The organism is Nocardiopsis yanglingensis (assembly GCF_045809185.1).
In the GTDB taxonomy this organism is placed as follows: domain Bacteria; phylum Pseudomonadota; class Gammaproteobacteria; order Xanthomonadales; family Xanthomonadaceae; genus Stenotrophomonas; species Stenotrophomonas yanglingensis.
Window position 1 is genome coordinate 88,676 of the sequence record NZ_JBJNRH010000002.1, and the last position, 22,781, is coordinate 111,456.

19 protein-coding genes are annotated in these 22,781 nt (G+C 67.2%); 14 read left to right on the plus strand and 5 right to left on the minus strand.

Going from position 1 to position 22,781, the window contains the following annotated elements; all coding sequences use genetic code 11:
* Nucleotides 1-31: 31 nt before the first annotated feature.
* From ACJ7C5_RS03615 to ACJ7C5_RS03630, 4 genes are all read left to right on the plus strand, one after another.
* Nucleotides 32-889, plus strand: a complete 858-nt coding sequence (locus ACJ7C5_RS03615; protein WP_024958156.1) for a 23S rRNA (adenine(2030)-N(6))-methyltransferase RlmJ — start codon at nt 32-34, stop codon at nt 887-889.
* Nucleotides 890-984: 95 nt separating this feature from the next.
* Nucleotides 985-1,530 carry a GNAT family N-acetyltransferase gene (locus ACJ7C5_RS03620; protein ID WP_004150340.1) on the plus strand — a complete coding sequence of 182 codons (546 nt, stop codon included), beginning with the start codon at nt 985-987 and terminating at the stop codon, nt 1,528-1,530.
* Between the two features lie 149 nt (nt 1,531-1,679).
* Nucleotides 1,680-5,144: a transcription-repair coupling factor gene (mfd, locus tag ACJ7C5_RS03625; RefSeq protein ID WP_412703079.1), complete on the plus strand. Its 3,465-nt coding sequence runs from the start codon at nt 1,680-1,682 to the stop codon at nt 5,142-5,144.
* A 45-nt stretch (nt 5,145-5,189) separates the two neighbouring features.
* The gene (locus ACJ7C5_RS03630) at nt 5,190-5,807 is read left to right on the plus strand and encodes an HD-GYP domain-containing protein (protein ID WP_094000233.1); all 618 of its coding nucleotides are present in this window, start codon (nt 5,190-5,192) and stop codon (nt 5,805-5,807) included.
* Nucleotides 5,808-6,000: 193 nt separating this feature from the next.
* On the opposite strand, the gene ACJ7C5_RS03635 is transcribed toward ACJ7C5_RS03630, so the two are convergent.
* The gene (locus tag ACJ7C5_RS03635; protein WP_097048332.1) at nt 6,001-8,094 is read right to left on the minus strand and encodes a M13 family metallopeptidase; all 2,094 of its coding nucleotides are present in this window, start codon (nt 8,092-8,094) and stop codon (nt 6,001-6,003) included.
* Nucleotides 8,095-8,255: 161 nt separating this feature from the next.
* Complete coding sequence (gene gpmA, locus ACJ7C5_RS03640) at nt 8,256-9,005, minus strand: 2,3-diphosphoglycerate-dependent phosphoglycerate mutase (RefSeq protein ID WP_019337589.1); 750 nt, start codon at nt 9,003-9,005, stop codon at nt 8,256-8,258.
* Between the two features lie 94 nt (nt 9,006-9,099).
* On the opposite strand from gpmA, the gene nfi reads away from it, so the two are divergent.
* The gene (nfi, locus tag ACJ7C5_RS03645) at nt 9,100-9,774 is read left to right on the plus strand and encodes a deoxyribonuclease V (protein ID WP_097048331.1); all 675 of its coding nucleotides are present in this window, start codon (nt 9,100-9,102) and stop codon (nt 9,772-9,774) included.
* A 38-nt stretch (nt 9,775-9,812) separates the two neighbouring features.
* Here the strand turns inward: nfi and ACJ7C5_RS03650 are convergent, their stop codons facing one another.
* Nucleotides 9,813-10,793, minus strand: coding sequence for a cation diffusion facilitator family transporter (locus ACJ7C5_RS03650; protein ID WP_412703080.1), 981 nt, complete (start codon nt 10,791-10,793; stop codon nt 9,813-9,815).
* A 220-nt stretch (nt 10,794-11,013) separates the two neighbouring features.
* On the opposite strand from ACJ7C5_RS03650, the gene ACJ7C5_RS03655 reads away from it, so the two are divergent.
* A complete protein-coding gene (locus ACJ7C5_RS03655) occupies nt 11,014-11,940 on the plus strand; it encodes a hypothetical protein (protein WP_412703081.1) in 927 nt (308 codons plus the stop codon).
* A gap of 45 nt (nt 11,941-11,985) precedes the next feature.
* Here ACJ7C5_RS03655 and ACJ7C5_RS03660 read toward each other — a convergent pair whose 3' ends face one another.
* On the minus strand, nt 11,986-14,235 hold the full coding sequence (locus ACJ7C5_RS03660) for a TonB-dependent siderophore receptor (protein WP_412703082.1): 2,250 nt from the start codon (nt 14,233-14,235) through the stop codon (nt 11,986-11,988).
* A 289-nt stretch (nt 14,236-14,524) separates the two neighbouring features.
* Here ACJ7C5_RS03660 and ACJ7C5_RS03665 point away from each other — a divergent pair, with 289 nt between their 5' ends.
* Nucleotides 14,525-15,940, plus strand: coding sequence for a GGDEF domain-containing protein (locus tag ACJ7C5_RS03665; RefSeq protein WP_412703083.1), 1,416 nt, complete (start codon nt 14,525-14,527; stop codon nt 15,938-15,940).
* A 13-nt stretch (nt 15,941-15,953) separates the two neighbouring features.
* On the opposite strand, the gene ACJ7C5_RS03670 is transcribed toward ACJ7C5_RS03665, so the two are convergent.
* Nucleotides 15,954-17,171 carry an MFS transporter gene (locus tag ACJ7C5_RS03670; RefSeq protein ID WP_412703084.1) on the minus strand — a complete coding sequence of 406 codons (1,218 nt, stop codon included), beginning with the start codon at nt 17,169-17,171 and terminating at the stop codon, nt 15,954-15,956.
* 77 nt (nt 17,172-17,248) lie between these two features.
* Between ACJ7C5_RS03670 and ACJ7C5_RS03675 the strand changes: the two genes are divergently transcribed.
* The 7 genes from ACJ7C5_RS03675 to ACJ7C5_RS03705 all read left to right on the plus strand — a co-directional run bounded on the left by ACJ7C5_RS03675 (nt 17,249) and on the right by ACJ7C5_RS03705 (nt 22,781).
* Nucleotides 17,249-17,698: a winged helix-turn-helix transcriptional regulator gene (locus tag ACJ7C5_RS03675; protein WP_097048328.1), complete on the plus strand. Its 450-nt coding sequence runs from the start codon at nt 17,249-17,251 to the stop codon at nt 17,696-17,698.
* Between the two features lie 73 nt (nt 17,699-17,771).
* A complete protein-coding gene (locus ACJ7C5_RS03680) occupies nt 17,772-18,899 on the plus strand; it encodes a metallophosphoesterase (RefSeq protein ID WP_412703085.1) in 1,128 nt (375 codons plus the stop codon).
* Nucleotides 18,900-19,049: 150 nt separating this feature from the next.
* On the plus strand, nt 19,050-19,733 hold the full coding sequence (locus tag ACJ7C5_RS03685) for a response regulator (protein ID WP_088025290.1): 684 nt from the start codon (nt 19,050-19,052) through the stop codon (nt 19,731-19,733).
* Nucleotides 19,730-21,109, plus strand: a complete 1,380-nt coding sequence (locus ACJ7C5_RS03690; RefSeq protein ID WP_005412674.1) for a sensor histidine kinase — start codon at nt 19,730-19,732, stop codon at nt 21,107-21,109. Before ACJ7C5_RS03685 ends, ACJ7C5_RS03690 begins: the two co-directional genes overlap by 4 nt.
* Before the next feature lie 79 nt (nt 21,110-21,188).
* Nucleotides 21,189-22,025: an alpha/beta hydrolase gene (locus ACJ7C5_RS03695; protein ID WP_094000244.1), complete on the plus strand. Its 837-nt coding sequence runs from the start codon at nt 21,189-21,191 to the stop codon at nt 22,023-22,025.
* 1 nt (nt 22,026) lies between these two features.
* Entirely contained in the window at nt 22,027-22,386 is a 360-nt protein-coding gene (locus ACJ7C5_RS03700; RefSeq protein ID WP_012479558.1) for an EamA family transporter, read from the plus strand.
* Nucleotides 22,383-22,781, plus strand: coding sequence for a DMT family transporter (locus ACJ7C5_RS03705; protein WP_049446815.1), 399 nt, complete (start codon nt 22,383-22,385; stop codon nt 22,779-22,781). Before ACJ7C5_RS03700 ends, ACJ7C5_RS03705 begins: the two co-directional genes overlap by 4 nt.

Genomic DNA, 22,781 nt, shown 5'->3' on the forward strand with positions numbered 1-22,781 from the left:
GCTGCGGCCGCCGCCCCGTACACTGCCGTCCATGAACTATCGCCACGCCTTCCATGCCGGCAACCACGCCGATGTGCTCAAGCACATCGTGCAGCTGGCCCTGATCGACAGCTTCAAGCGCAAGGACAGCCCGTTCTTCGTGCTCGACACCCACGGCGGTGCCGGCCGCTACCTGCTGGCCAGCGAAGAGAGCCGCAAGACCCTGGAGGCCGAGTCCGGGATCATGCGCTTGATGGCCCAGCCCAAGCTGCCCGAGGTGGTCGAGCGCTATCTGAAGGCGGTGCAGGCCGACAATCCGGTCGGCGCGCTGACCAACTACCCGGGCTCGCCGCTGCTGAGCGCGCAAGCGATGCGCGCGCAGGACCGCATGGCGGTGTGTGAGCTGCAGGAAGCCGAAACGGCCACACTGAAGGCCCTGTTCGCCCATGACAGCCGCGTTGATGTGCGCGCGGGCGATGGCTATGCGCTGCTGCGTTCGCTGCTGCCGCCGAAGTTCAACGGTAGCAAGATCGGCCGTGGCCTGGTGCTGATCGACCCGCCCTACGAGGCCCAGGACGCCGAATACCAGGCCGTCCTGGCCGCGCTGGCCGAGACCCTGGCACGCTGGCCGCAGGCCACCTGCGCGGTGTGGTTCCCGATCAAGCAGCGCCGCACCATCCTGCACTTCCTGCGCAAGGCCACCGCCCTGCCGGTGAAATCGGCGATGACGATCGAGTTCCTGGTGCGCCCGGACGACTCGCCGCTGCGCCTCAACGGCAGCGGCATGCTGCTGCTCAACCCGCCCTGGCAGTTCGACCGGGTGGTCGGCCCGGCCCTGCCGGCGCTGCGCCAGCACTTGGGTGAACCCGGTGCCAGCACCCGCCTGGATTGGCTCAAAGCCCCCGAATAACGGCCTTCACGAGGCTGTACCGCTGTGAGCCTTTCGTTCACGGAATGCAGCCCCGGTGATGCCACAATCGATGGACCACCAAGGAATCACCCGGTATGGCCACTCGCAACCGCATGCCGCCCTGGCATGAGATCTTCAAGGCTCCCAGCGGCCACGAGCTGCTGATCCGCCCCATCCGCCCGGAAGATGGCGCGCCGCTGCAAGCGGCGTTCAGCCTGTTCGGGCCGGAAGAAATCCGTGATCGTTTCCTGCAGGCGGTGACCGAGCTGTCGCCGGAAACCACCCAGCGCCTGACCCACCCGAATCCGAAGACCGAGATCACCCTGGTCGCTGCCGAATCCCTGCCCGCTGGCGAAGCCGTGGTCGGCGCGGTCGCCCGGGCCTCGATCATCCCCGGTACCCGTGAAGCCGAGTACGCGATCCTGATCAGCCGCTTCCTCATTGGCCAGGGCCTGGGCCGGCAGCTGATGCGCAAGCTGGTGAAGTGGGGCCGCGGCAAGTACCTGGACCGCCTGTACGGCGACGTTGCCGCCGAGAACGAGCCGATGAAGCAGTTGGCCGCCTCGCTGGGCTTCAAGCCGGTGCCGCACCCGACCGGTGCCGAAGGCCTGGTGCGGATGGTGCTGGAGCTGGACAACTGACGGATGCGCCGGGCATGCGCCGGCGACGCCTCCCGGTAGTGCCGGCCACTGGCCGGCATTGCGTTCCCCCAACGGCACATGAGGCGGCCGGCAGACGGCCGTCACGACCCACCGGGCTTCGATCGGGCTTCTGCTAAAATCCGGGGTCCATGTCGCGTACCTCATACCCCGCCCCGCCGCTGCCGCGCGCCGGCCAGCTCCGCGCCTGGTGGCGCGCCCCCGCCTCGCCGACCGCCCTGGCCTGGTACCTGGCCCAGGCCGCGCGTGCGCATGACGCCCCGCTGCTGGTGATCGCCCGTGACAACCACGGCGCCAACCAGCTCGAAGCCGACCTGCACACCCTGCTCGGCGGCGACCCGGCCCTGCCGGTGGTCGCCTTCCCGGACTGGGAAACCCTGCCCTACGACCGCTTCAGCCCGCATCCGGACATCATTTCGCAGCGCCTGTCCGCCCTGCACCGCCTGCCCACGCTGAAGCGCGGCCTGGTGATCGTGCCGGTGCAGACCCTGCTGCAGCAGCTGGCCCCGCGCAGCTACGTGATCGGTGGCAGCTTCGACCTGAAGGTCGGCCAGCGCCTGGACCTGGAGGCCGAGAAGCGCCGCCTGGAAAGCGCCGGCTACCGCAACGTGCCGCAGGTGATGGACCCGGGTGACTTCGCCGTGCGCGGCGGCCTGCTCGACGTGTTCCCGATGGGTACCGACGAACCGCTGCGCGTGGAGCTGCTGGACGAGGACATCGACTCGATCCGTGCCTTCGATCCGGAAAGCCAGCGTTCGCTGGACAAGGTCGAGGCGGTGCACATGCTGCCGGGCCGAGAAGTGCCGATGGACGAGGCCAGCATTGCCCGCGTGCTGGCCACGCTGCGCGAGCGCTTCGATGTCGATACCCGGCGCAGCGCGCTGTACCAGGACCTGAAGTCCGGGCTGGCCCCGGCCGGCGTCGAGTACTACCTGCCGCTGTTCTTCGAACGCACCGCGACCCTGTTCGACTACCTGCCCGACGGCAGCCTGCCGGTGGTCTGCGCCGGTGCCGGCGAAGCCGCTGAAGCATTCTGGGCGCAGACCGGTGAGCGCTACGAACAGCGCCGCCACGATGTGGAACGGCCGCTGCTGCCACCCTCGGCGCTGTACCTGTCGCCGGAACTGCTGCGCGAGCGCCTGAACGATGCCCCGCGCATCGAAGTTTGGTCGGCTGACCACGCACGCATCGCCGATGCCCACGCGCTGGGTGACCAGCCACTGCCGCCGCTGCCGGTGGCCGCGCGAGATGCCCCCGCTGGCGACGCGCTGAAATCCTTCCTCGGCCATTATCCGGGCCGGGTGCTGATCGCCGCCGATTCGCCCGGCCGTCGCGAGGCCCTGCTGGAAGTGTTGCAGGCCGCCGAGCTGAAGCCACCGGTGGTGGCCGACCTGCCCAGCTTCCTCGCCCACGATGCGCGCTTCGCGATCGCGGTGGCGCCGCTGGAAGATGGCTTCGCACTGGACGATCCGCGCATCGCGGTGCTGACCGAGCGCCAGCTGTTCCCCGAACGCGCCGGCAGCACCCGCCGCACGCGCCGTGCCGGCCGCGAGCCGGAAGCGATCATCCGCGACCTCGGCGAACTGACCGAGGGTGCGCCGATCGTGCACGAGGACCATGGCGTCGGCCGCTACCGTGGCCTGATCGCGATGGACGTCGGCGGCATGCCCGGCGAGTTCCTCGAAATCGAATACGCCAAGGGCGACCGGCTGTATGTGCCGGTCGCCCAGCTGCACCTGATCAGCCGCTACTCCGGTGCGTCGGCGGAAACCGCGCCGCTGCATTCGCTCGGTGGCGAGCAGTGGAGCAAGGCCAAGCGCAAGGCCGCCGAGAAAGTACGCGACGTTGCTGCCGAACTGCTGGAGATCCAGGCCCGCCGCCAGGCGCGTGCCGGCCTGGCACTGCAGGTGGACCGCGCGATGTACGAGCCGTTCGCGGCCGGCTTCCCGTTCGAGGAAACCCCGGACCAGCTGGCCGCGATCGACGCCACCCTGCGCGACCTGGCCAGCAGCCAGCCGATGGACCGCGTGGTCTGCGGCGACGTCGGCTTCGGCAAGACCGAGGTGGCGGTGCGTGCGGCATTCGCGGCTGCCAGTGCCGGCAAGCAGGTGGCCGTGCTGGTGCCGACCACGCTGCTGGCCGAACAGCATTACCGCAACTTCCGCGACCGTTTCGCCGATTACCCGCTGAAGGTCGAGGTGCTGTCGCGCTTCAAGACCACCAAGGAAATCAAGGCCGAGCTGGAAAAGGTCGCCGCCGGCACCATCGACGTCATCGTCGGTACCCATCGCCTGCTGCAGCCGGACGTGAAGTTCAAGGACCTGGGCATGGTCATCGTCGACGAGGAGCAGCGTTTCGGCGTACGCCAGAAGGAAGCGCTGAAGGCGCTGCGCGCCAACGTGCACCTGCTGACCCTGACCGCCACGCCGATTCCGCGCACGCTCAACATGGCCATGGCCGGCCTGCGCGACCTGTCGATCATCGCCACGCCGCCGCCGAACCGGCTGGCGGTGCAGACCTTCATCACCCAGTGGGACAATGCACTGCTGCGCGAAGCCTTCCAGCGCGAGCTGGCACGCGGCGGCCAGCTGTACTTCCTGCACAACGACGTGGAAAGCATCGGCCGCATGCAGCGCGAGCTGTCCGAGCTGGTGCCGGAGGCGCGCATCGGCATCGCCCACGGGCAGATGCCCGAGCGCGAGCTGGAAAAGGTGATGCTGGATTTCCAGAAGCAGCGCTTCAACGTGCTGCTGTCGACCACGATCATCGAGTCGGGCATCGACATCCCCAACGCCAACACCATCATCATCAACCGCGCCGACCGCTTCGGCCTGGCCCAGCTGCACCAGCTGCGCGGCCGTGTCGGCCGTTCGCACCATCGCGCTTACGCGTACCTGGTGGCCCCCGACCGCCGCTCGATCACTCCGGACGCCGAAAAGCGCCTGGAAGCGATCGCGTCGATGGACGAGCTGGGCGCCGGCTTCACTCTGGCCACGCACGATCTGGAAATCCGCGGCGCCGGTGAACTGCTGGGCGAAGACCAGAGCGGGCAGATGGCCGAGGTCGGCTTCAGCCTGTACACCGAACTGCTGGAGCGCGCGGTGCGCAGCATCAAGCAGGGCAAGCTGCCCGACCTGGATGCCGGCGAGGAAGTGCGTGGTGCCGAGGTCGAACTGCATGTGCCGGCGCTGATTCCGGAAGACTACCTGCCGGACGTGCACACCCGCCTGACCCTGTACAAGCGCATTTCCAGCGCGCGCGACAGCGATGCGCTGCGCGAACTGCAGGTGGAGATGATCGACCGCTTCGGCCTGCTGCCGGATGCGGCCAAGCACCTGTTCGCCATCGCCGAGCTGAAGCTGAAAGCCAACACGCTGGGCATCCGCAAGCTGGACCTGGGCGAGAACGGTGGCCGCATCGTGTTCGAGTCCAAGCCGAACATCGACCCGATGGCGGTGATCCAGCTGATCCAGAAACAACCAAACCTCTACGCCATGGAAGGGCCTGACAAGCTGCGCATCAAGCACCCGCTGCCGTTGCCTGAAGATCGCTTCAATGCGGCCCGCGCCCTTCTGACCACCCTCGCCCCGGGTTGATCGCCCCCCGAACACCCCGCACCGGTCCCCACCCGGTGCGGGCGGATGACCATGTTCCCTGACGCCGTACCCGCCCCCGACCTGCTGCACGCGCAGGCCTGCCTGATCGATGCCCTCTCGATGTCGCTGCAGATGCGCGACGCCTACACCCGCCACCATTGCGACCGCGTTGGCCTGCTCGCGCAGCGCCTGGCCACGCACTGCGATCTCGACGACGATGCCTGTTCGCAGATCGGCCTGGCCGCGCGCTTCCATGACATCGGCAAGATCGGCATTCCCGACGATGTACTGCTGACACCGCGCCGGCACACCGACGAGGAACGCGCGATCATGCGTGAGCATCCGGTGCGCGGCGAACACATCTTCCTCGCCACCGGCCGCAGCGACGCGGCACCGGTCGCACGCCTGATCCGTGCCCACCATGAAGCGTTCGATGGCAGCGGTTATCCCGACGGCCTGCGTGGCGAGAGCATTCCGCTGGGCTCACGCATCGTCACCGTTGCGGATGCCTACGATGCCATGACCAGCGTTCGCCCCTACCGCGCGGCGATGGAACGCGAGACTGCGTTGCGCATCATCGACGAGCAGTCCGGCGGACTGATCGATCCCTACGTTCTGCAGCGCTTTCATCGCATGTTGGCGCGGGAGCCGGAGCTGGCCTGACTGTTGCGCTGGCCGGCTCGCCGGTAGAGTCGACTGTTAGTCGACTGCTCTTCGTCCAGATCGCGAAAATCCCGCGCTGCGCGCGATAGTCGACTAACAGTCGACTCTACCAGTCCGCTCCTCGCTATCGGCCCGAAAGACAAAAGGCCCGGCTTTCGCCGGGCCTTCTGCATCACGCATCAGCTGCGATCGATTACCAGATCACCACGCGCTTGTCGTCGGCACGCACCATCGCGTCACCGGCCTTGCACTGGAATGCAGCGGCATACGACGGCATGTTCGACGGTGCGCCGTTGGCACGGAAGTTGGCCGGCGCGTGCGGGTCGGTGTTCAGGCGGACGCGCAGCTCACCATCGGTGAAGTTGCGGCGCCACACGGTGGCCCAGTTCATGAAGAAGCGCTGGTCCTGGCTGTGGCCATCGACCTCCACGTTCGCCTTCGGATCTTCCTTCAGCGCCATCTGCAACGCGTCGTAGGCCACGGTCAGGCCGCCCAGGTCGCCGATGTTCTCGCCCAGGGTCAGCTTGCCCTTCACAAACACGCCCGGCACCGACTCGTAGCCATCAAACTGTGCGACCAGCTGGTCGGTACGCTCGGTGAAGGCCTTGCGGTCGGCGTCGGTCCACCAGTTGTCGAAGTTGCCGTTGGCAGCGAACTGGCTGCCCGAGTCATCGTAGCCGTGCATCATCTCGTGGCCGATGACCGCACCGATGCCGCCGTAGTTCAGCGCCGGATCGGCCTTGGCGTCGAAGAACGGCGCCTGCAGGATCGCCGCCGGGAACACGATCTCGTTCTTGGTGGCGTTGTAGTAGGCGTTGACGGTCTGCGGGGTCATGCCCCACTCGGTCTTGTCCACCGGCTTGCCGATCTTGTCCAGCATGTAGCGATAGTTGAACGCACGTGCCGCCTGCATGTTGCCCAGATAGCTGTCACCGTTGGTCTGCAGGCCGGTCCACTCACGCCACTTGTCCGGGTAACCGATCTTCGGGGTGAAGCTGGCCCACTTCTCCAGCGCCTTCTTCTTGGTTTCTTCGCCCATCCACGGCAGCTGCTCCAGGCGCGCCTTCAGCGCCACCGAGAGGTTCTCCACCAGGTGCTGCATGGCCACCTTGGACTCGGCCGGGAACACGGCGTCGACGTACAGCTGGCCCAGGGCTTCACCCATGCCGCCGTTGACCGACTCCAGCACGCGCTTCCAGCGCGGCTGCATTTCCTTCTGGCCACGCAGGGTGGTGCCATAGAAATCGAAGTTGGCCTTCTCGAACTGGCTGCTCAGGTACGGCGAGGCGTCATCGATGGTGTGGAAGCGCAGGTAGGCCTGCCAGGTGCTGGCCGGCACGTCGGCGAGCATCTTGTCCATTTCACCGAAGAAGCCCGGCTGCGCCAGCGAGAACTTCTGCGCGGCCGGCACCTTCAGGGTGTCGAACAGCGCGCTCCAGCTGAAGTTCGGGGTCAGCTTGTCGGCGTCGGCCGCGCTGAGCGGGTTGTAGCGCTTGGCCGGGTCACGCATTTCAATGCGCGACATCGAGGCCTTGGCCAGGCGGGTTTCAAAGGCCATCACAGCCTTGGCCTGCTCGGCGGCCTGCGCCGCGTCCACGCCGGACAGGGTCAGCACCTGTGCGATGTAGGCCACGTAGGCGTCGCGGATCTTGGCTTGGGCGTCATCGAAGTAGTAGCCCTTCTCCGGCAGACCGAGGCCGCCCTGGCCGACGTAGGCGATGACGTTGGCCGAATCCTTGTAGTCGGCATTGGCGAACAGCGAGAACAGCACGCCCTTGCCCTCGGCCTGGCTGTCGCGCAGGTACTGGGTGATGGCGGCGGTGTCGTTCAGCGCGGTGATCTTGTCCAGCTGCGGCTGCAGCGGCGCCAGGCCGGCGGCTTCGATCTTGGCTTCATCGTTGCCGGTCTTCCAGATGTCACCGATCTTGGCTTCCACCGAGCCGGCCTTGGCCTGGCTGGCGGCGGCCTGCTGTACCAGCGTGTGCTGCACTTCCAGCGAACGCTCGCGCAGGATCTCGAAGCTGCCCCAGGTGGTCTGGTCGCCCGGCACCGGGTTGGCCTTCAGCCACTTGCTGTTGACGAAGCCATTGAGGTCGGTACAGGCCGAAATGGCCGGATCCAGATCGGCGCTGTTGAGCGAGATCAGCGGCGTCTTGATCTGCGACAGGTCGAAGGCCGGCTTGGCGTCGGCGCTGGCCGCCGGCGCGGTTTCATTCTTGCCACAGGCCGCCAGCGAGGCAGCGATGGCGATGGTCAGGCCCAGCGGGACCAGGTTGCGGACGTTCATGAGGCTCTCCTGCGGGTAATTTCACAGGGTAGCCGGGGAGGCCTGCGGCGGGGACCGGCCAAAGGTCACATGGGGAACGCCCGTGGTCGCAATCGGGTAGGTGCGGACCGTTGGTCCGCACACACCCAGCAGAGGAATACCCACCAACGGTGGGTATCTACTTATTTCGCCTTGCCCTGGTTGGCTACGGCTTCAGCGGCCTTGCGCGCCGCTTCCGGGTCGCCCAGGTAGCGGAAAGACTGCACGGTCAGGTCGTCGTTCAGTTCGAACAGCAGCGGGATGCCGGTCGGGATGTTCAGCTCGAGGATTTCCTCGCGCGAGACATTGTTGAGGTACTTGTACAGCGCGCGCAGCGAATTGCCGTGGGCGGTGACCAGCACGGTCTTGCCGTCCTTCAGCTGCGGCGCGATGGCGTCGTGCCAGTACGGCAGCACGCGGTCGAGCGTGGTCGCCAGCGATTCGGTGCCCGGCAGCGCGTTGCGATCCAGGCCGGCGTAGCGACGGTCATGGATCGGGTGGCCCGGATCTTCCAGGTCCATCGCCGGCGGCGGGATGTCGTACGAACGACGCCACACCTTGACCTGGTCCTCGCCATGCTTGGCAGCGGTCTCAGCCTTGTCCAGGCCCTGCAGGCCACCATAATGGCGCTCGTTGAGGCGCCAGGACTTGTTCACCGGCAGCCAGTCCTGCTCCAGCTCGGCCAGCGCACCCTGCAGGGTGTGGATGGCGCGCTTCAGCACGGAGGTGTGGGCGACGTCGAACTGCAGGCCTTCCTCGCGCATCAGGCGACCGGCGGCAGCCGCTTCCCGGCGCCCCTGCTCGGTCAGGTCGACATCGACCCAGCCGGTGAAGCGGTTGTCCAGGTTCCACTGGCTCTGGCCATGGCGCAACAGTACGAGTTTACGGGTCACTGCAGGGTCTCCAACGCGAGGAAAGGCAGGCCGCCATTGTAGCCCCGGGCGCCACTCACCGGGCCGTGGCACCGTGCATGCGATGCTGTGACCAATGAATACGGTGATCGACCCCGGGCGCTGGGAAGGCAGCGTCGCCGCGGCCCGCGCGCAGCAGCTCCAGCTGGCCGGCCGCGTGGAGCGCCAGGACCGCCTGCCACGCAACGTGCGCTGGCTGGCCGGGCTGGATGTCGGCTTTGAAGACGGCGGCGCCATCACCCGCGCCGCTGCGGTACTGCTGAATGCGAAGACGCTGCAGCCGATAGCGCAGGAAGTCGCGCGGATTCCCACGGTGATGCCCTACATCCCCGGACTGCTCAGCTTCCGCGAGCTGCCGGCACTGCTGGCCGCGCTGGCGCTGCTGCCGCATACGCCGGACCTGGTGTTCGTCGATGGCCATGGCATCAGCCACCCGCGACGATTGGGCGTGGCCGCGCATCTGGGCGTGGTCACCGACCTGCCGAGCATCGGCGTGGCCAAGTCGAAGCTGGTGGGCAGGTTCGTCGAACCGGGCGCCGAGGCCGGTGCGCATACGCCGCTGCTGGATGGCGATGAGCAACTGGGCTGGGTGCTGCGCAGCAAGCTGCGCTGCAAGCCACTGTTCGTGGCCGGTGGCCATCGGGTCAGTGCGGATACCGCGCTGGCCTGGGTGCAGCGCACCCTGCGCGGTTATCGGCTGCCGGAACCGACCCGGCTGGCGGATCGGCTGGCCTCGCGCCGGGACGAATAGCCACGCCGGGCACCACCCGGCACGGCCCTCAATTTTAATCAACGATGCACGTGACCGCGATGGCCCTGCGCGTCCTCGCCATGGTCGTGGCCTTCATGTCCCTCGTGCTCGCCGCCCTTCACCGGCGCCGGCTCACCACAGGCTTCGCCGCAGTGGTCCGCTTCGATCTGCAGTGTCACGTGCTCGATGCCGAAGTCATCGTGCAGGCGCCCGCCCAGCTCACGGCGCAGCGCATCCGCATCGGTGCCGTCGCGCATCACGATGTGCGCGGTCAGCGCCGGCGTGCTGGAGGCCAGCGCCCACACATGCAGGTCATGCACGTCCAGCACCGCAGCGTGGCCGGACAGGCTGTCACGCACCTTGGCCACGTCCATGCCCTTGGGCACGCCTTCCAGCAGCACGTTGATCGCCTCGCGCATCAGCACATAGGTGCGTGGCAGTACCCACAGGCCGATCAGCACCGCCAGGATCGGATCGATCGGCTTCCAGCCGGTCCACTTGATCAACAGCGCACCCGCAATCACCGCCACCGAGCCGAGCATGTCCGCCCACACTTCCAGGTAGGCGCCCTTCACGTTGAGGCTCTCGCCACTGCCCGCCTGCAGCAGGCGCATCGAGATCAGGTTGATGATCAGGCCCGCAGCCGCGATCACCAGCATGCCGGAGGAGGCGATCTCCTGCGGCTCGCGGAAGCGCCCGACTGCCTCCCACAGGATGTAGGCGGCAACCACGAACAGCATCGCGCCGTTGATCATCGCGCCCAGCGCTTCCAGGCGCGCATAGCCGTAGGTGCGGCGCGCGTCCGGCGGGCGCCGGCTCAGCCGTACCGCGACCAGCGCGATCATCAATGCCAGAGCATCGGTGGCCATGTGCGCCGCATCGGACAACAGCGCCAGGCTGTTGGTCCAGAACGCGCCCATCACCTCGACGACGAGGAAGGTGGAGGTCAGGCCGAGCGCCCACCACAAGGGTTTCTCGTGGCGGATCTCGGATGGCAGGTGATCGTGGTCGTGGCCCATGGCAACAGCTCCTTTGCGATGGAGGCAGGCTACGCCGGCGGCCGTGGGGAAACTATCACGGTGTTTATAACATTGCAGGATCCGCGACGTGGGTCGCTGCAGCTTGCGCCGGCGCGGGGCCACATTATGATGGCCGCATCCCCTCTGGAGGGGGAACGGGCAGCCGGATCGCCTCGCGGTGCTGCCCGCAATGGACACCCAAGCACAAGGAATACGGAACATGTGGACTACCAAGACCCCTTGGGTCGCCGTTGCCGTGGCCTGCGCGCTGGGCATGGCCGCAGACGTCTCGGCCAAGACCTGCCAGCAGAATTTCCGCTCGGTAGGCGACCCCCGCAATGGCCAGTTCTTCACCTCCGAGGTCACCCTTCCCGGCCTGAAGCCCCGCAGTGCGCTGGGCCAGCTGCGCAAGGCCGCACTCGACGAAGGCAACAACTTCGTCAGCGGCGATGTCATCACCGAAACCGAAGGCCAGATGTACGTGCTGCAGACCGACACGAAGATGCCGCTGGTCAGCATCATCACCGCCTCCAATGGCGGCAACGTGGTGGTCGGCACCAAGCTGTCACGCGGGCAGACCGCCAAGGAAGAGGACGCACGCAGCGCGCTGTGTGGCTGGCTGGACAAGCTCAAGACCGGCCCCGAAGGCGAGGCGATCGCCGAAGCCGTGCGTGTTTCCAGCGGTTTCGACAAGCCGATCCATGCCACCGCGGTTGGCATGTCCACCGAAATGGGCAAGGACTCCAAGCGGCTGCAGCGGGAAGTCAACACCGCACCGCTCAGGGCGCTGTTCTCCGGCAGCAACACCCCACCGGATACCGACGCGATGTACCAGCCGTTGCTCGTCAAGTATTTTGGCCGCCGTTTCATCATCGATGGCCAGGTGTACACCGCCCAGCCCAACCGCTTTGCCAAGACCTTCGAAGTGGGCTACCTGGTCACCAAGATGAAGGGCATCGGCGGCATCGGTGGGCGCCAGTCGAACGATGACAACAATGCCAACTTCACCGTGCACTGTGCGCTGGCCCCGGATCAGATGGCGCTGGGCGCCACCCTGCGCGAGAACGACTGGGTGAAACTGGAAGGCGTGGTCGACAAGATGGATACCGGCGGCGTCCACCTGCGCGATTGCCGTCAGGTGAAGTAGTCCCGCAGGCTGCGCCGGGACCGCCCCGGCGCAGCGCTCATCGGATCAGAAGCCGAAGCGCAGGCTGGCCCAGTACGCGCGGCCCGGCTCGTTGTAGGTCGCCGCGCCGGCATCGCTGCTGTTGGCCTCGCGGAACAGGCGCTTGTCGGCCAGGTTGTTGACACCGAAGCCGAAGCTGACCGTCTCGGTCACCTTGTAGCGCGCGCTCACGCCCCAGATGTTGTACGCACCGCGATCCTGCAGCGCGATCGACGGGTCGCAGGTGCCGGTGCAGCGCGGATCATTGTTGATGTTGGTAGTGGCCGGCTTCTGCTTGCCATAGAACGTGCCGGTTAGCAGCAGCGACAGCTTGTCGGTGGCCTGCCAGTCCAGCATCGTGTTGATCGTGTACTTCGGAATCACCGACAGCGGCTGGCCGGTGCTCTTGTTCTCGTTCTCCACCATGTAGGTGAAGTTGTTGCTCCACTTCAGGCGGTTGCCCTGCTCGCCCAGCAGCGGAATCACCAGGTTGCCTTCAAGCCCCTGCACGATCGCCTTGGGTGCGTTCTCCCAGCGGAAGATGCGGCCCTTGGTATCGGCAGTCAGGCCGATCTGGTCGTAGCCGGCCTGGATCTTGTCCTTGTAGTCGTTGTGGAAGTACGTCAGGGATGCCTGCCAGCCGCTCTGCGGTGCCCACTCGATGCCCAGTTCCTTGTTCAGGCTTGTTTCCGCCTTCAGGTCCGCATTGCCACGCATGTAGCAGCCGGCACCCAGGCTCGGCAACGCATTCGGGCAACCATTGCCGCGGGTGTAGTACAGGTAGTCCGGATTCGACTGGTACAGGTTCGGTGCCTTAAAGGCGCGGGCGATACCGCCCTTCACCACCCAGTCGCTGTTGATGCGGAACTGCGCATTGAGGCTGGGGCTGGTGTTGTTGCCGAACTGGCTGTGATGGTCGAAGCGCAGGCCCGGGGTAACGATCCAGCGCTCGCCCAGGTAGATGTTGTCTTCCACGAACACGGCGGTGGTCTGCGCGTCGGACTTGCCGCGTGCGCGATCGGCCGACAGCCCCGGGATGCCGCCGCCGCTGCTGCTGGACTGGCTCATCGAGTAAGGATCGGTCAGGCGGCTGTCGAGGTATTCAAAGCCCAACGTCCAGATGTTCTCGGCACCACCCAGCGTGGTCGGGAAGCTCACTTCGCCGTTCAACTGGTAGTTGCGCAGGCGCGAGGTCGACCAGTCGGTGCCGTTGAAGCTGCCTTCCGGGCCACCGGCCAGGCCTTCGTTGATGCGCGAGTTGTTCACCGCCTCCACTGCAGCCGTTACCCGCGAGGTCACGTCACCCCAGCGGCCGCGATGGGTGATCGCGCCGGTGTTGCGGTACATGCGGTTGGTCTCGGCCTGCTGCTCGGCCAACGCCCCCAGATCGATCGGTGTCGAGGTACCGGTGGTGCTCACCGCGCGGTCGCCGGCATAGATGTTGCCCTGGCGACTGGTGCCTGCTTCGAATTCGACCACCTGGTTGGCGGTCACGTCCCAGCGCAGCAGCGCGTTGACATCGCGGTTCTTGACGCCCTCGCGGCCAGCCGGCGGCACTGCGTTGGGGTTGGTGGCGTACTGGCGGTTGAGGTCCAGTGAGTCGGCGTCGGTCTTGTTGAGATTGCCGTACAGGCGGAACGACAGGGTGTCGGTCATCGGCCCACTCAGCTGCAGGCCGACGCGCTCGCTGCCGCCTTCGGCGCTGTGCTCGGGCACCAGGCCATACAGGTCGACCGCACCGGTCAGGTCGCCGGTCGGGCGCTTGGTGATGATGTTGACCACGCCGCCGGACGCACCCGAGCCATAGCGTGCCGCCGCCGGGCCGCGCAGCACTTCGATGCGCTCGATCATTTCCGCCGGCACCCAGTTGGTATCGCCGCGCGTGTTGCGCTCACCGCTGCGGCCCATGCGCACGGCGTCACGCGCACCGATGCGCTTGCCATCGACCAGGATCAGCGTGTTCTCCGGGCCCATGCCACGCAGATCGATCTGGCGGTTGTTGCCATACTGGCCCGAGGCACTGTTGCCGGTCAGGTTGACGCCGGGCATGGTGCGCAGCAGCTCGGCGATGTCGTTGGCCGGCGGACGCCTGGCGATGTCCTCGGCGGTGATGGTCGAGGTACCCAGTGCCTGGCGCGCGATCTGCGAGGCGGTGACGTGCACCGTGTCGATATCGGTGGCGTCGGTTTCGGCGTGGGCGGTCAGGGCGCTACCGGCCAGCAGGGCGGCAACGGCAAGCGCCAGCGGGCGCGGCGAAAGGACAACGGCTGGAGACATGATCAGGACCTTCTGGCAGGGCTACGGGGCCTCTGGCAAAGGGCTTGAGGCAACGACGAGGGGGAGGCGGAGCAGTCCTGCAGCAGGCACCTGCAGCCCGTTCCGTGCGCGCATTCTCCCATCAATGCGAGTGATTCTCAAATGCGTTCACTCATTGCCGCAGCGGTGCCAATGTGGTTTGCGCACCGTGCGACCCTGCACCGCGCGTAAACTGGCCGGCTAACCCGCCATCAACCGTACGCCGCCGCGGCCGATACCCGTGGTTTGCCGTACGCAGTCAGAGATCGACGTGGAACCACCCCAATTGGACGATGCCAGCCAGCCGCTGGCCGAGGCCTGGCAGCATTGCCTGCTCCAGGCCGGCCCTGCCGCCACCGCGCTGCTCAAGGCCGCTGCCACCGATGCCCCACCCGCGCTGGCCCAGCGCTTTTACGAAGTGCTGCTGCAGGACGGGCGTGCCCGCCGCTTCCTGTCCCACGATCAGGTCAAACAGCGCCTGCAGCCGGCCATGCAACGCTGGTTGGTGCAACTGCTGACCACTGACGCCTCCGGCATCGCCACCACCGTCGCCTCGCAGCGGGTGATCGGCGACGTGCATGCGCGGGTCGGCATCCCGGTCGACCTGGTCACCCGCGGTGCGCGTGTTCTCAAGCACGAACTGTTCGTGCGCCTGCGCGACGATGCACCCGACAGCGCGACCGCATTCGCCGCCATCGCCTGCCTCAGCGCGATCATGGACATCGCCATGGAAGGCATGACCCTGGCCTACACCCATGCGCGCGAGCGCTCCACCCGTGCCGACGCCGCCTACCGGCTGTTCTCGCTGGTACAGAACGTCGGTACCGAACGCGAGCGCCAGCGCGCACTGCTGTTGGACTGGGAAAACGCCCTGCTCTACGCGTTGGCCGGTCACGTGCAGGCCAGCGACAACGCCAGCCTGGCTACCTCGGAGTTCGGCCTGTGGTTCACCCACAAGGGCATCCCCAGCTTCGGCGAAAGCAGCGAAACGCAGCAGGTGGGCCAGTTGATGGCCCGCATTGACGGCCACCTGCAGCGCGCGAGCGGCGATGCTCCGGCGCAGCGACTGGCGGTACTGCCGGCCATCCGCGAGGACCTGGCAGCCATCCGCACCCTGATGACACTGCTGTTCGAGCGCATCGGCGAGCTGGATGCCGGCAGCGACGCGCTGACCAACCTGCTCAACCGTCGCTTCCTGCCCACCGTGCTGCGCCGGGAAATCGAGTTGGCCACGCGCAACCGCACACCGTTCTCGCTGCTGCTGCTCGACCTGGATCATTTCAAGGCGATCAACGACGGACACGGCCACGATGCCGGCGACCGCGCGTTGCAGCACGTCGCCGGCCTGCTCGGCCAGCTCACGCGCGGCAGCGACTACCTGTTCCGCTATGGCGGCGAAGAGTTCGTGGTGGTACTGGTGGCTGCCAGCGAATCGCAGGCGACCGTGATCGCCGAGAGCCTGCGGCGGCAGATCGCACAGTCGCCGGTGGCACTGGCCAATGGCCAGGTGCTGTCACTCACCGCCAGCATCGGCGTGGCCGGCCACGATGGCCATCCGGACTACGAGCGGCTGATGGCCCGTGCCGACGCGGCGATGTACGAGGCCAAGCGCAGCGGCCGCAACCGCGTGGTGGTGGCCAGTGCGGACCTGCAGGAAGCCCCGGGACGGCGCGCACTGCAGCGCTGATGGCGCGCCGACTCTACCGGCAGCCGGCACTACCGATACGGCCGCCGGCCGCTGCTTTCACCGCCACCACCCGCCACGCTGCCCACCACAGCAGCGCCAGCAACGCGATGCCCGCCCCCAACAGGCATACCGCCGGCCAGCCATGCCGTGCCTGCATCCAGGGCCCGGCCGCTGCACCTGCACCACTGCCCACCGCATAGAACAGCATGTACAAAGCCACCAGGCGCCCATGCTGTTCTGCCGGTGCACGCAGCAGCAATGCCTGGTTTGATACGTGCAGTGCCTGCCCACCGAGGTCGAGCACGATTACGCCCAGCAGCAGCAACGACAGCGACTGCGGCAGGCCCAGCAGCGGCCACCACGCGGCAAGCATCAGCAGCAACGCGCCAAGGCTGACCCGACCAGTGAAACCACGGTCCATCCAGTACCCGACCCGGGCCGCCATCAACGCACCGACCACGCCAGCCATGCCGAGCGCGCCGATGGCCGCCGTCGACCAGTGCAGCGGCGGTGCCGACAGCGGCAGGGGTGCCGCCGCCCAGAACACATTGAGGCCTGCAAACAGCAGCAATGCCAGCGGCCCGCGCTCGCTCAGCGTTCGATCGCGGCGCAGCATGCCCAGCATCGATCCCAGCAGCTCGCGCCAGCGTGGGGGAACCGACGGCACCGGTACTGCGGGCAGGCGCCGCCACAGCAGCGCCGCCAACGCCGCCATCACCACCGCTGACAACAGGTAGACCATCTGCCAGCCAAAGGCCGCCGCCACCGTACCGGACACCACGCGCGCCAGCAGCAGGCCGATGAACACGCCGCCCTGCACCACACCGACCACGCGACCGCGCTGCTCGGGCGGTGCCAGCATGGCGGTGTAGGCGATCAGGCCCTGGGTCAGCGCCGTGCCCAGCAAGCCGGCCAGCAGCATGCCCGACAACAGCCAGCCCGCCGTGCGTGACGCTGCCAGCCACAGCAGCGCCAGCACCAGTGCGATCAACTGCAGCCGCAGCAGGCGTCGCCGGTCACCACGGTCCGCCAGCGGCAGCAGGCCAAGCAGCGCCAGCACGCTACCGGCCTGGGTAGCAGACAGCACCGCGCCGGCCACGGCCCGGTCCAGCGCAAAGGCCTGTGCCAAGCGTTCCAGCAATGGCTGTGCGTAATAGACGTTGGCAACGCTGGCACCTGCGGCAACCGCGAGCAGGACCAGCAGCGGACGTGGAAGAGATGCGGCACTCATTGTGTGGTTGCAATTTGAAACCAGATGCAGGCTATCGCTATTGGTTTTAAACTGCAACTACATTCGGAGATACCAGCATGCACGCCGACAGCCCCTGTCCTGTAGCCCGCAGTGCCGACCTGCTCGGTGACCGCTGGGCATTGCTGGTGATCCGCGACGCGTTCGACGGCATCACCCGCTTCGGTGATTTCCAGCGCAGCCTGGGCGCGGCGCGCAACATCCTCAGCGACCGCCTGCGCCGGCTGGTCGAGGCCGGCATCCTGCAGCTGCAGCCGGCCTCCGATGGATCGGCCTACCAGGAGTACGTGCTCACCGCCGCTGGCCAGGAACTGTTCCCGCTGCTGGTCGCACTGCGCCAGTGGGGAGAGCGCCATCGCTTCGGTGCAGGCGAAGCCCATTCACAGCTGATCGAATTGGCGACGCGGCGGCCACTGCCCTACATGCAGCCGCGCGGGCGCGACGGCCAGCCACTCCAGCCCACCGCCACCCGCGTGCGCAAGCTCAGGGACGACGGGCGCGGCACCTGACCCGCCCATTCGCGCACACCGATGAACGCCCACGCCGGTTAGCATCGGGTCTTTCCGCCGCTGGATGCCGCCGATGTCGCGCGATCGCCCTTCCCTGCTGACCGCCCTGCTGTTGCCGCTGCTGGCCTGCGCCACAGCAACCATGCAGGCCCGCGAGGTTGCCGCGCCCGCCGACCACGTGCAGGCCGATGGCCCCTATGTGTTCCGCCAGGGCGACCAGCTGCAGGCCAAATGGATCTGCGACGACAGGGTCGAGTCGCGCACGCTTGCCACGCAGGCCTCAGGCACCGATATCGCCCCGCGCTGCGGCTACGCGCACACGGTGCATGTGGCTGCCCCGAATGCGCCTTCGGTCTCCGTGCTGCCGGCCGTGCCGCGCATCGTTGCGCTGTCCGACATCCATGGCCAGTACGGGCTGCTGGTGCGCCTGCTGCGCGCCCACCAGGTCATCGACGCGCAGGACCGCTGGGCATTGGGCAAGGACACCCTGGTCATCGCCGGCGATGTGTTCGACCGCGGTCCGCAGGTGACCGAGGCCTTCTGGCTGCTGTACGGCCTGCAGCAGCAGGCGGCCGCCGCCGGTGGCGCAGTGCACTTCGTGCTCGGCAACCACGAAACCATGGTGCTGTACGACGACCTGCGCTACGTCAACCCGAAGTACCTGCGCAGCGCCCAGCTGCTGGGCCGCAGCTACCCGCAGCTGTACGGTGCCGATTCGGTGATCGGGCAGTGGCTGCGCACCCGCCCGGTGCTGCTGAAGATCGGCGACACCCTGTTCCTGCACGGCGGCATCTCGCCCGAGGCAGTACAGCTGGCGCTGGAGCCGGCGCGTACCAACGCGGCCTACCAGGCCTCGCTGGGTCTGCCCAAGGCCGAAGTGAAGGCCGACCCGGCCACCGCACCGCTGTATGACGGAAAGACCAGTCCGATCTGGTACCGCGGCTACTTCGATGGGCGACTGGACACTGCAGGCGTGCAGGCCGTGCTCGACCGCCTGCAGCTCCAGCGCATCGTGGTCGGCCATACCTCGATGCCGCACGTCAGCAGCTTCCATGGCGACCGCGTGATCGCCATCGACAGCAGCATCAAGAATGGCGAAAACGGCGAACTGCTGTTCATCGAAGATGGCAGGCTCAGCCGCGGCCTGCTGGACGGCTCGCGGGTGCCACTGGCACAGGGTGAGCCCGGCCTGCAGGACTGAATGACCTGCAGGACTGAATGAAGGGACAGCGCGGCCGCGCCCGGCGGCGGCGGCGCGCTCCACCTTCACCCGGTTTGCGGCTACCCTCGGCAGCCGAGAGAGGCCCACCCCGTCCATCCGGTGGGCCTGACCGTTACAGGAGCCTCGCGCATGCGCGTTCTGATTGCTGAAGACGATCCGGATATCGCCTCCGGCCTGTGCGCCTCGCTGCGCCGGCAGGGCCATGTGGTCGACCACGTCGACAACGGCGCGCACGCCGATGCTGCCCTGGGCTCGACCCAGTACGCATTGCTGGTGCTGGACCTGGGCCTGCCGCAACTGGATGGCCGCGATGTGCTGCAGCGCCTGCGCCAGCGCGGTGATGGCCTGGCAGTGCTGGTGGTGACCGCCCGTGACGGCCTGGCCGAGCGCGTGCGCGTGCTCGACCTCGGCGCCGACGACTACCTGGTCAAGCCATTCGCACTGGACGAATTTGAAGCACGGGTACGCGCACAGCTGCGGCGGGTCACCAGCAATGGCAACCCGGATCTGCGCATCGGTCGCCTGCGCCTGGACCTGGCCGGGCACCGCGTGTGGATCGACGACCAGTCACTGGAACTGACCGCACGCGAATTCGGCCTGCTGTCGGCGCTGGCGGTTCGCGCCGAGCGCATCGTGTCGCGCGCGCAACTGGTGGAAGCGCTGTGCGACTGGGGCCAGGACCTCACCGACAACGGCCTGGACATCGCCCTGCACCGCCTCCGCCGCAAGCTGCAACCCGGCGGCATGGGCATCCGCACCGTGCGCGGGCTGGGCTACATGCTGGAAGACGCGCAGGACGACAGCACCCCGTGATCAGTGGCCCCCCCAGCCTGCGCCGGCGCCTGCTCGCCTTCCTGGCGTTGCCGATGCTGGGCCTGCTTACCTTCAACACGATCCTGGCCTATTACGTTGCGCTGGACTATTCCAACCGCATCCACGACCGCAACCTGATCGACGACACGCATTCGTTCGCGCAGATGCTGAGCACCATGCCGGTGACCAGCGACCTGTCTCCGCAGGCGCGCTTCCTGATCGAGTACGACCCCGACGGCCATCGCTACTTCAACGTCGACAGCAGCCGCATGGGTACGCTCAGCGGCAATGCAGACTTCAGCCCGTACGCCCCTTCTCAGGACTGCACCGGTGTGCATCCGGCGCTGTACGACGGCAACCTCAATGGCCAGCAGGTACGCATGGCCACCGTCTGCACGCAGGCGATGAACGATCCGCAGGACCAGCTGGCGGTGACCGTGGCCGAGAGCATGGCCGACCGCCGGCAGCGTGCGCGCGAGATCCTGATGATCATCATCCCGCTGATGACCATGCTGGCGCTGGGTACCGCAGCGCTGGTCTGGTTCGGCGTGACCTATGGCCTGCGCATCCTGACCCCGCTGAGAACCCGCCTGGCGCAGCGCCGCGGCGAACTGGCGCCGATCTCCGATGCCGACGTGCCAGAGGAGATCCAGCCACTGATCAGTACCATCGATGATCTGTTTGCCCGCCAGGCGGAAATGATCACCCTGCAGAACCGCTTCATTGCCGATGCCGCGCACCAGCTGCGTTCGCCGCTGGCGGGCATGGCCCTGCACGTGGACCAGGCGCTGGCACATGGCGACCCCGATACAGTGCGCGAGGCGCTGCAGCACATCCGCCGGCTCAACCAGCGCACCGCCCGGGTCAGCACCCAGCTGCTGGCACTGAGCCGGGCGCAGACCGTGCCCGATACCGTGGAGGCGCTGGATCTGTGCGAGCTGGTGCCGCAGTGGGTCGGCATGCGCGTTCCGGAAGCGATCCGTGATGGCATCGACCTCGGCTACCGTGGCAGCCCCCATCCGCTGCGTGTACTCGGCAATGGCGCCATGCTGCAGGAAGCGCTGGACAACCTGATCGACAATGCCCTGCGTTATGCCGGCCGCAATGCGACCGTCACGGTGGGCGTGCACGCGCTGGACGACAATGATGTCGAACTGTATGTGGAAGACAATGGTCCCGGCGTGCCCGACGACGTGATGCCACGGCTGGGCGAGCGCTTCTTCCGGGCGCCGGGCACCGCTGCCAGCGGCACCGGCCTCGGCCTGGCCATCGCGCATGAGGCGGTGGAGCACTTCGGCGGCCGCCTGAGCTTCCTGAACCGCCCCGGTGGCGGATTGAAGGTCGCCATCACGCTGCCGCTGCTGAAGGCGCCCTGACCCGGCCCGGGGCGTTGAAAGGCTGGCGAAAATCGCGCTTGCGATCCTGCCATCCCCACTGCCGTCCCGGAGCCGCCAGGTGACCGAATCGCACGACTTCTTCCTCCCCGGTGGCCCACAGGGCGTGCTGCTGGTCCATGGTCTGACCGGCACCCCGGCGGAAATGCGTATGCTGGGCAAAGGGCTGAACAACGCCGGTTTCACCGTGCACGGCGTGCAGCTGCCCGGCCATTGCGGCAGCGTCGATGACCTGCTGGCGACCACCTGGGAACAATGGTACCAGGGCGTGGAGGATGCGGCGGCAACCCTGCGCGGCAAGGTCGACCAGCTGTTCGTCGGTGGCCTGTCGATGGGCGCGGTGCTGTCGCTGGCACTGGCTGCACGTCGCCCGGAGTGGGTGTCCGGGGTCGGCGTATATGGCGCCACCTTCCGCTACGACGGCTGGAACATTCCCGCCGTGGCCCGCCTCTCGTTCCTGCTGCCGTGGTTCAAGCGCTTCAACATCGGCCGCGACCGCATGTTCATGGAAGAGCCGCCGTACGGCCTGCGTGACGAGCGACTGCGTGCGCAGGTCAGTGCCGCCATGCTGTCCGGCGACAGCGCGGCTGCCGGCCTGCCGGGCAACCCCTGGCACGCGCTGGCCGAGATGCGCGCCCTGAGCAACTGGACCCGCCGCCACCTGCACCAGGTCACCGCACCGTGTCTGGTGATGCACGCACGCGAGGACGACGTGGCCAGCATGGGCAACGCCGAGCTGGTGATGTCGCGGGTCAGCGGCCCGAAGGAACTGGTGGTGCTGGAAGACAGCTACCACATGATCACCATCGACCGCGAACGCCGCGACGTGATCCGCCGCAGCGCGCGCTTCTTCACCGAAATCGGTGAACGCAGCGGCGTCCTCAAGGCGGTGGCCTGAGATGGGGGCACTCGCCACGCTGCTGTGGCTGGCCAATGTGGTACTCGATACCGGTGGCCAGCTCGCCTTCAAGGCCGCCGCCAGCGATCCGCAGGAAGGCGAAGGACTGCAACGCTGGAAACACATGCTCAGCCGTCCCTGGCTGTGGATCGGCATCGCCTGCTATGTGCTTGAATTCGTCGCCTGGATCGCGTTCCTGTCGCTGGTGCCGCTGTCCAAGGGCGTGCTGCTGGGCTCGATCAACATCGTCGCGCTGATGATTGCCGGCCGCTTCCTGTTCCGCGAAAAGCTCACGCCGCTGCGAGTGACCGGCATGCTGCTGGTCACTGCGGGCGTGGCGGTGGTGGGAGCCGGCTCATGAGGCGCCTGTATGTCATCGGCTTCCCGCTGCTGATGGCCTTCGACACGCTGGCCCAGCTGTGCTTCAAGTACGCCGGTGATGCCGCGCTGCCGGTCGAGGCCAACACCGCGTGGCTGCTGCGCGTGTTGTCGCAGCCGTGGGTGTACGGCGCCATCCTCGGCTACGTGGGTGCGTTCTTCACCTGGATGAGCCTGCTGCGGCACGCGCCGATCGGCCCCGCATTCGCCGCCTCGCACCTGGAAGTGATCAGCGTGCTGCTGCTGTCGGCGTGGCTGTTGAACGAGCCGCTGACGCTGCACCATCTGCTCGGTGCGGTCCTGATCGTGGCCGGCATCGTGTGCCTTGGCCGCGCTGAAGCGGACGACCCGCACAGCCCCGCCGAAAGCACCTCGTGA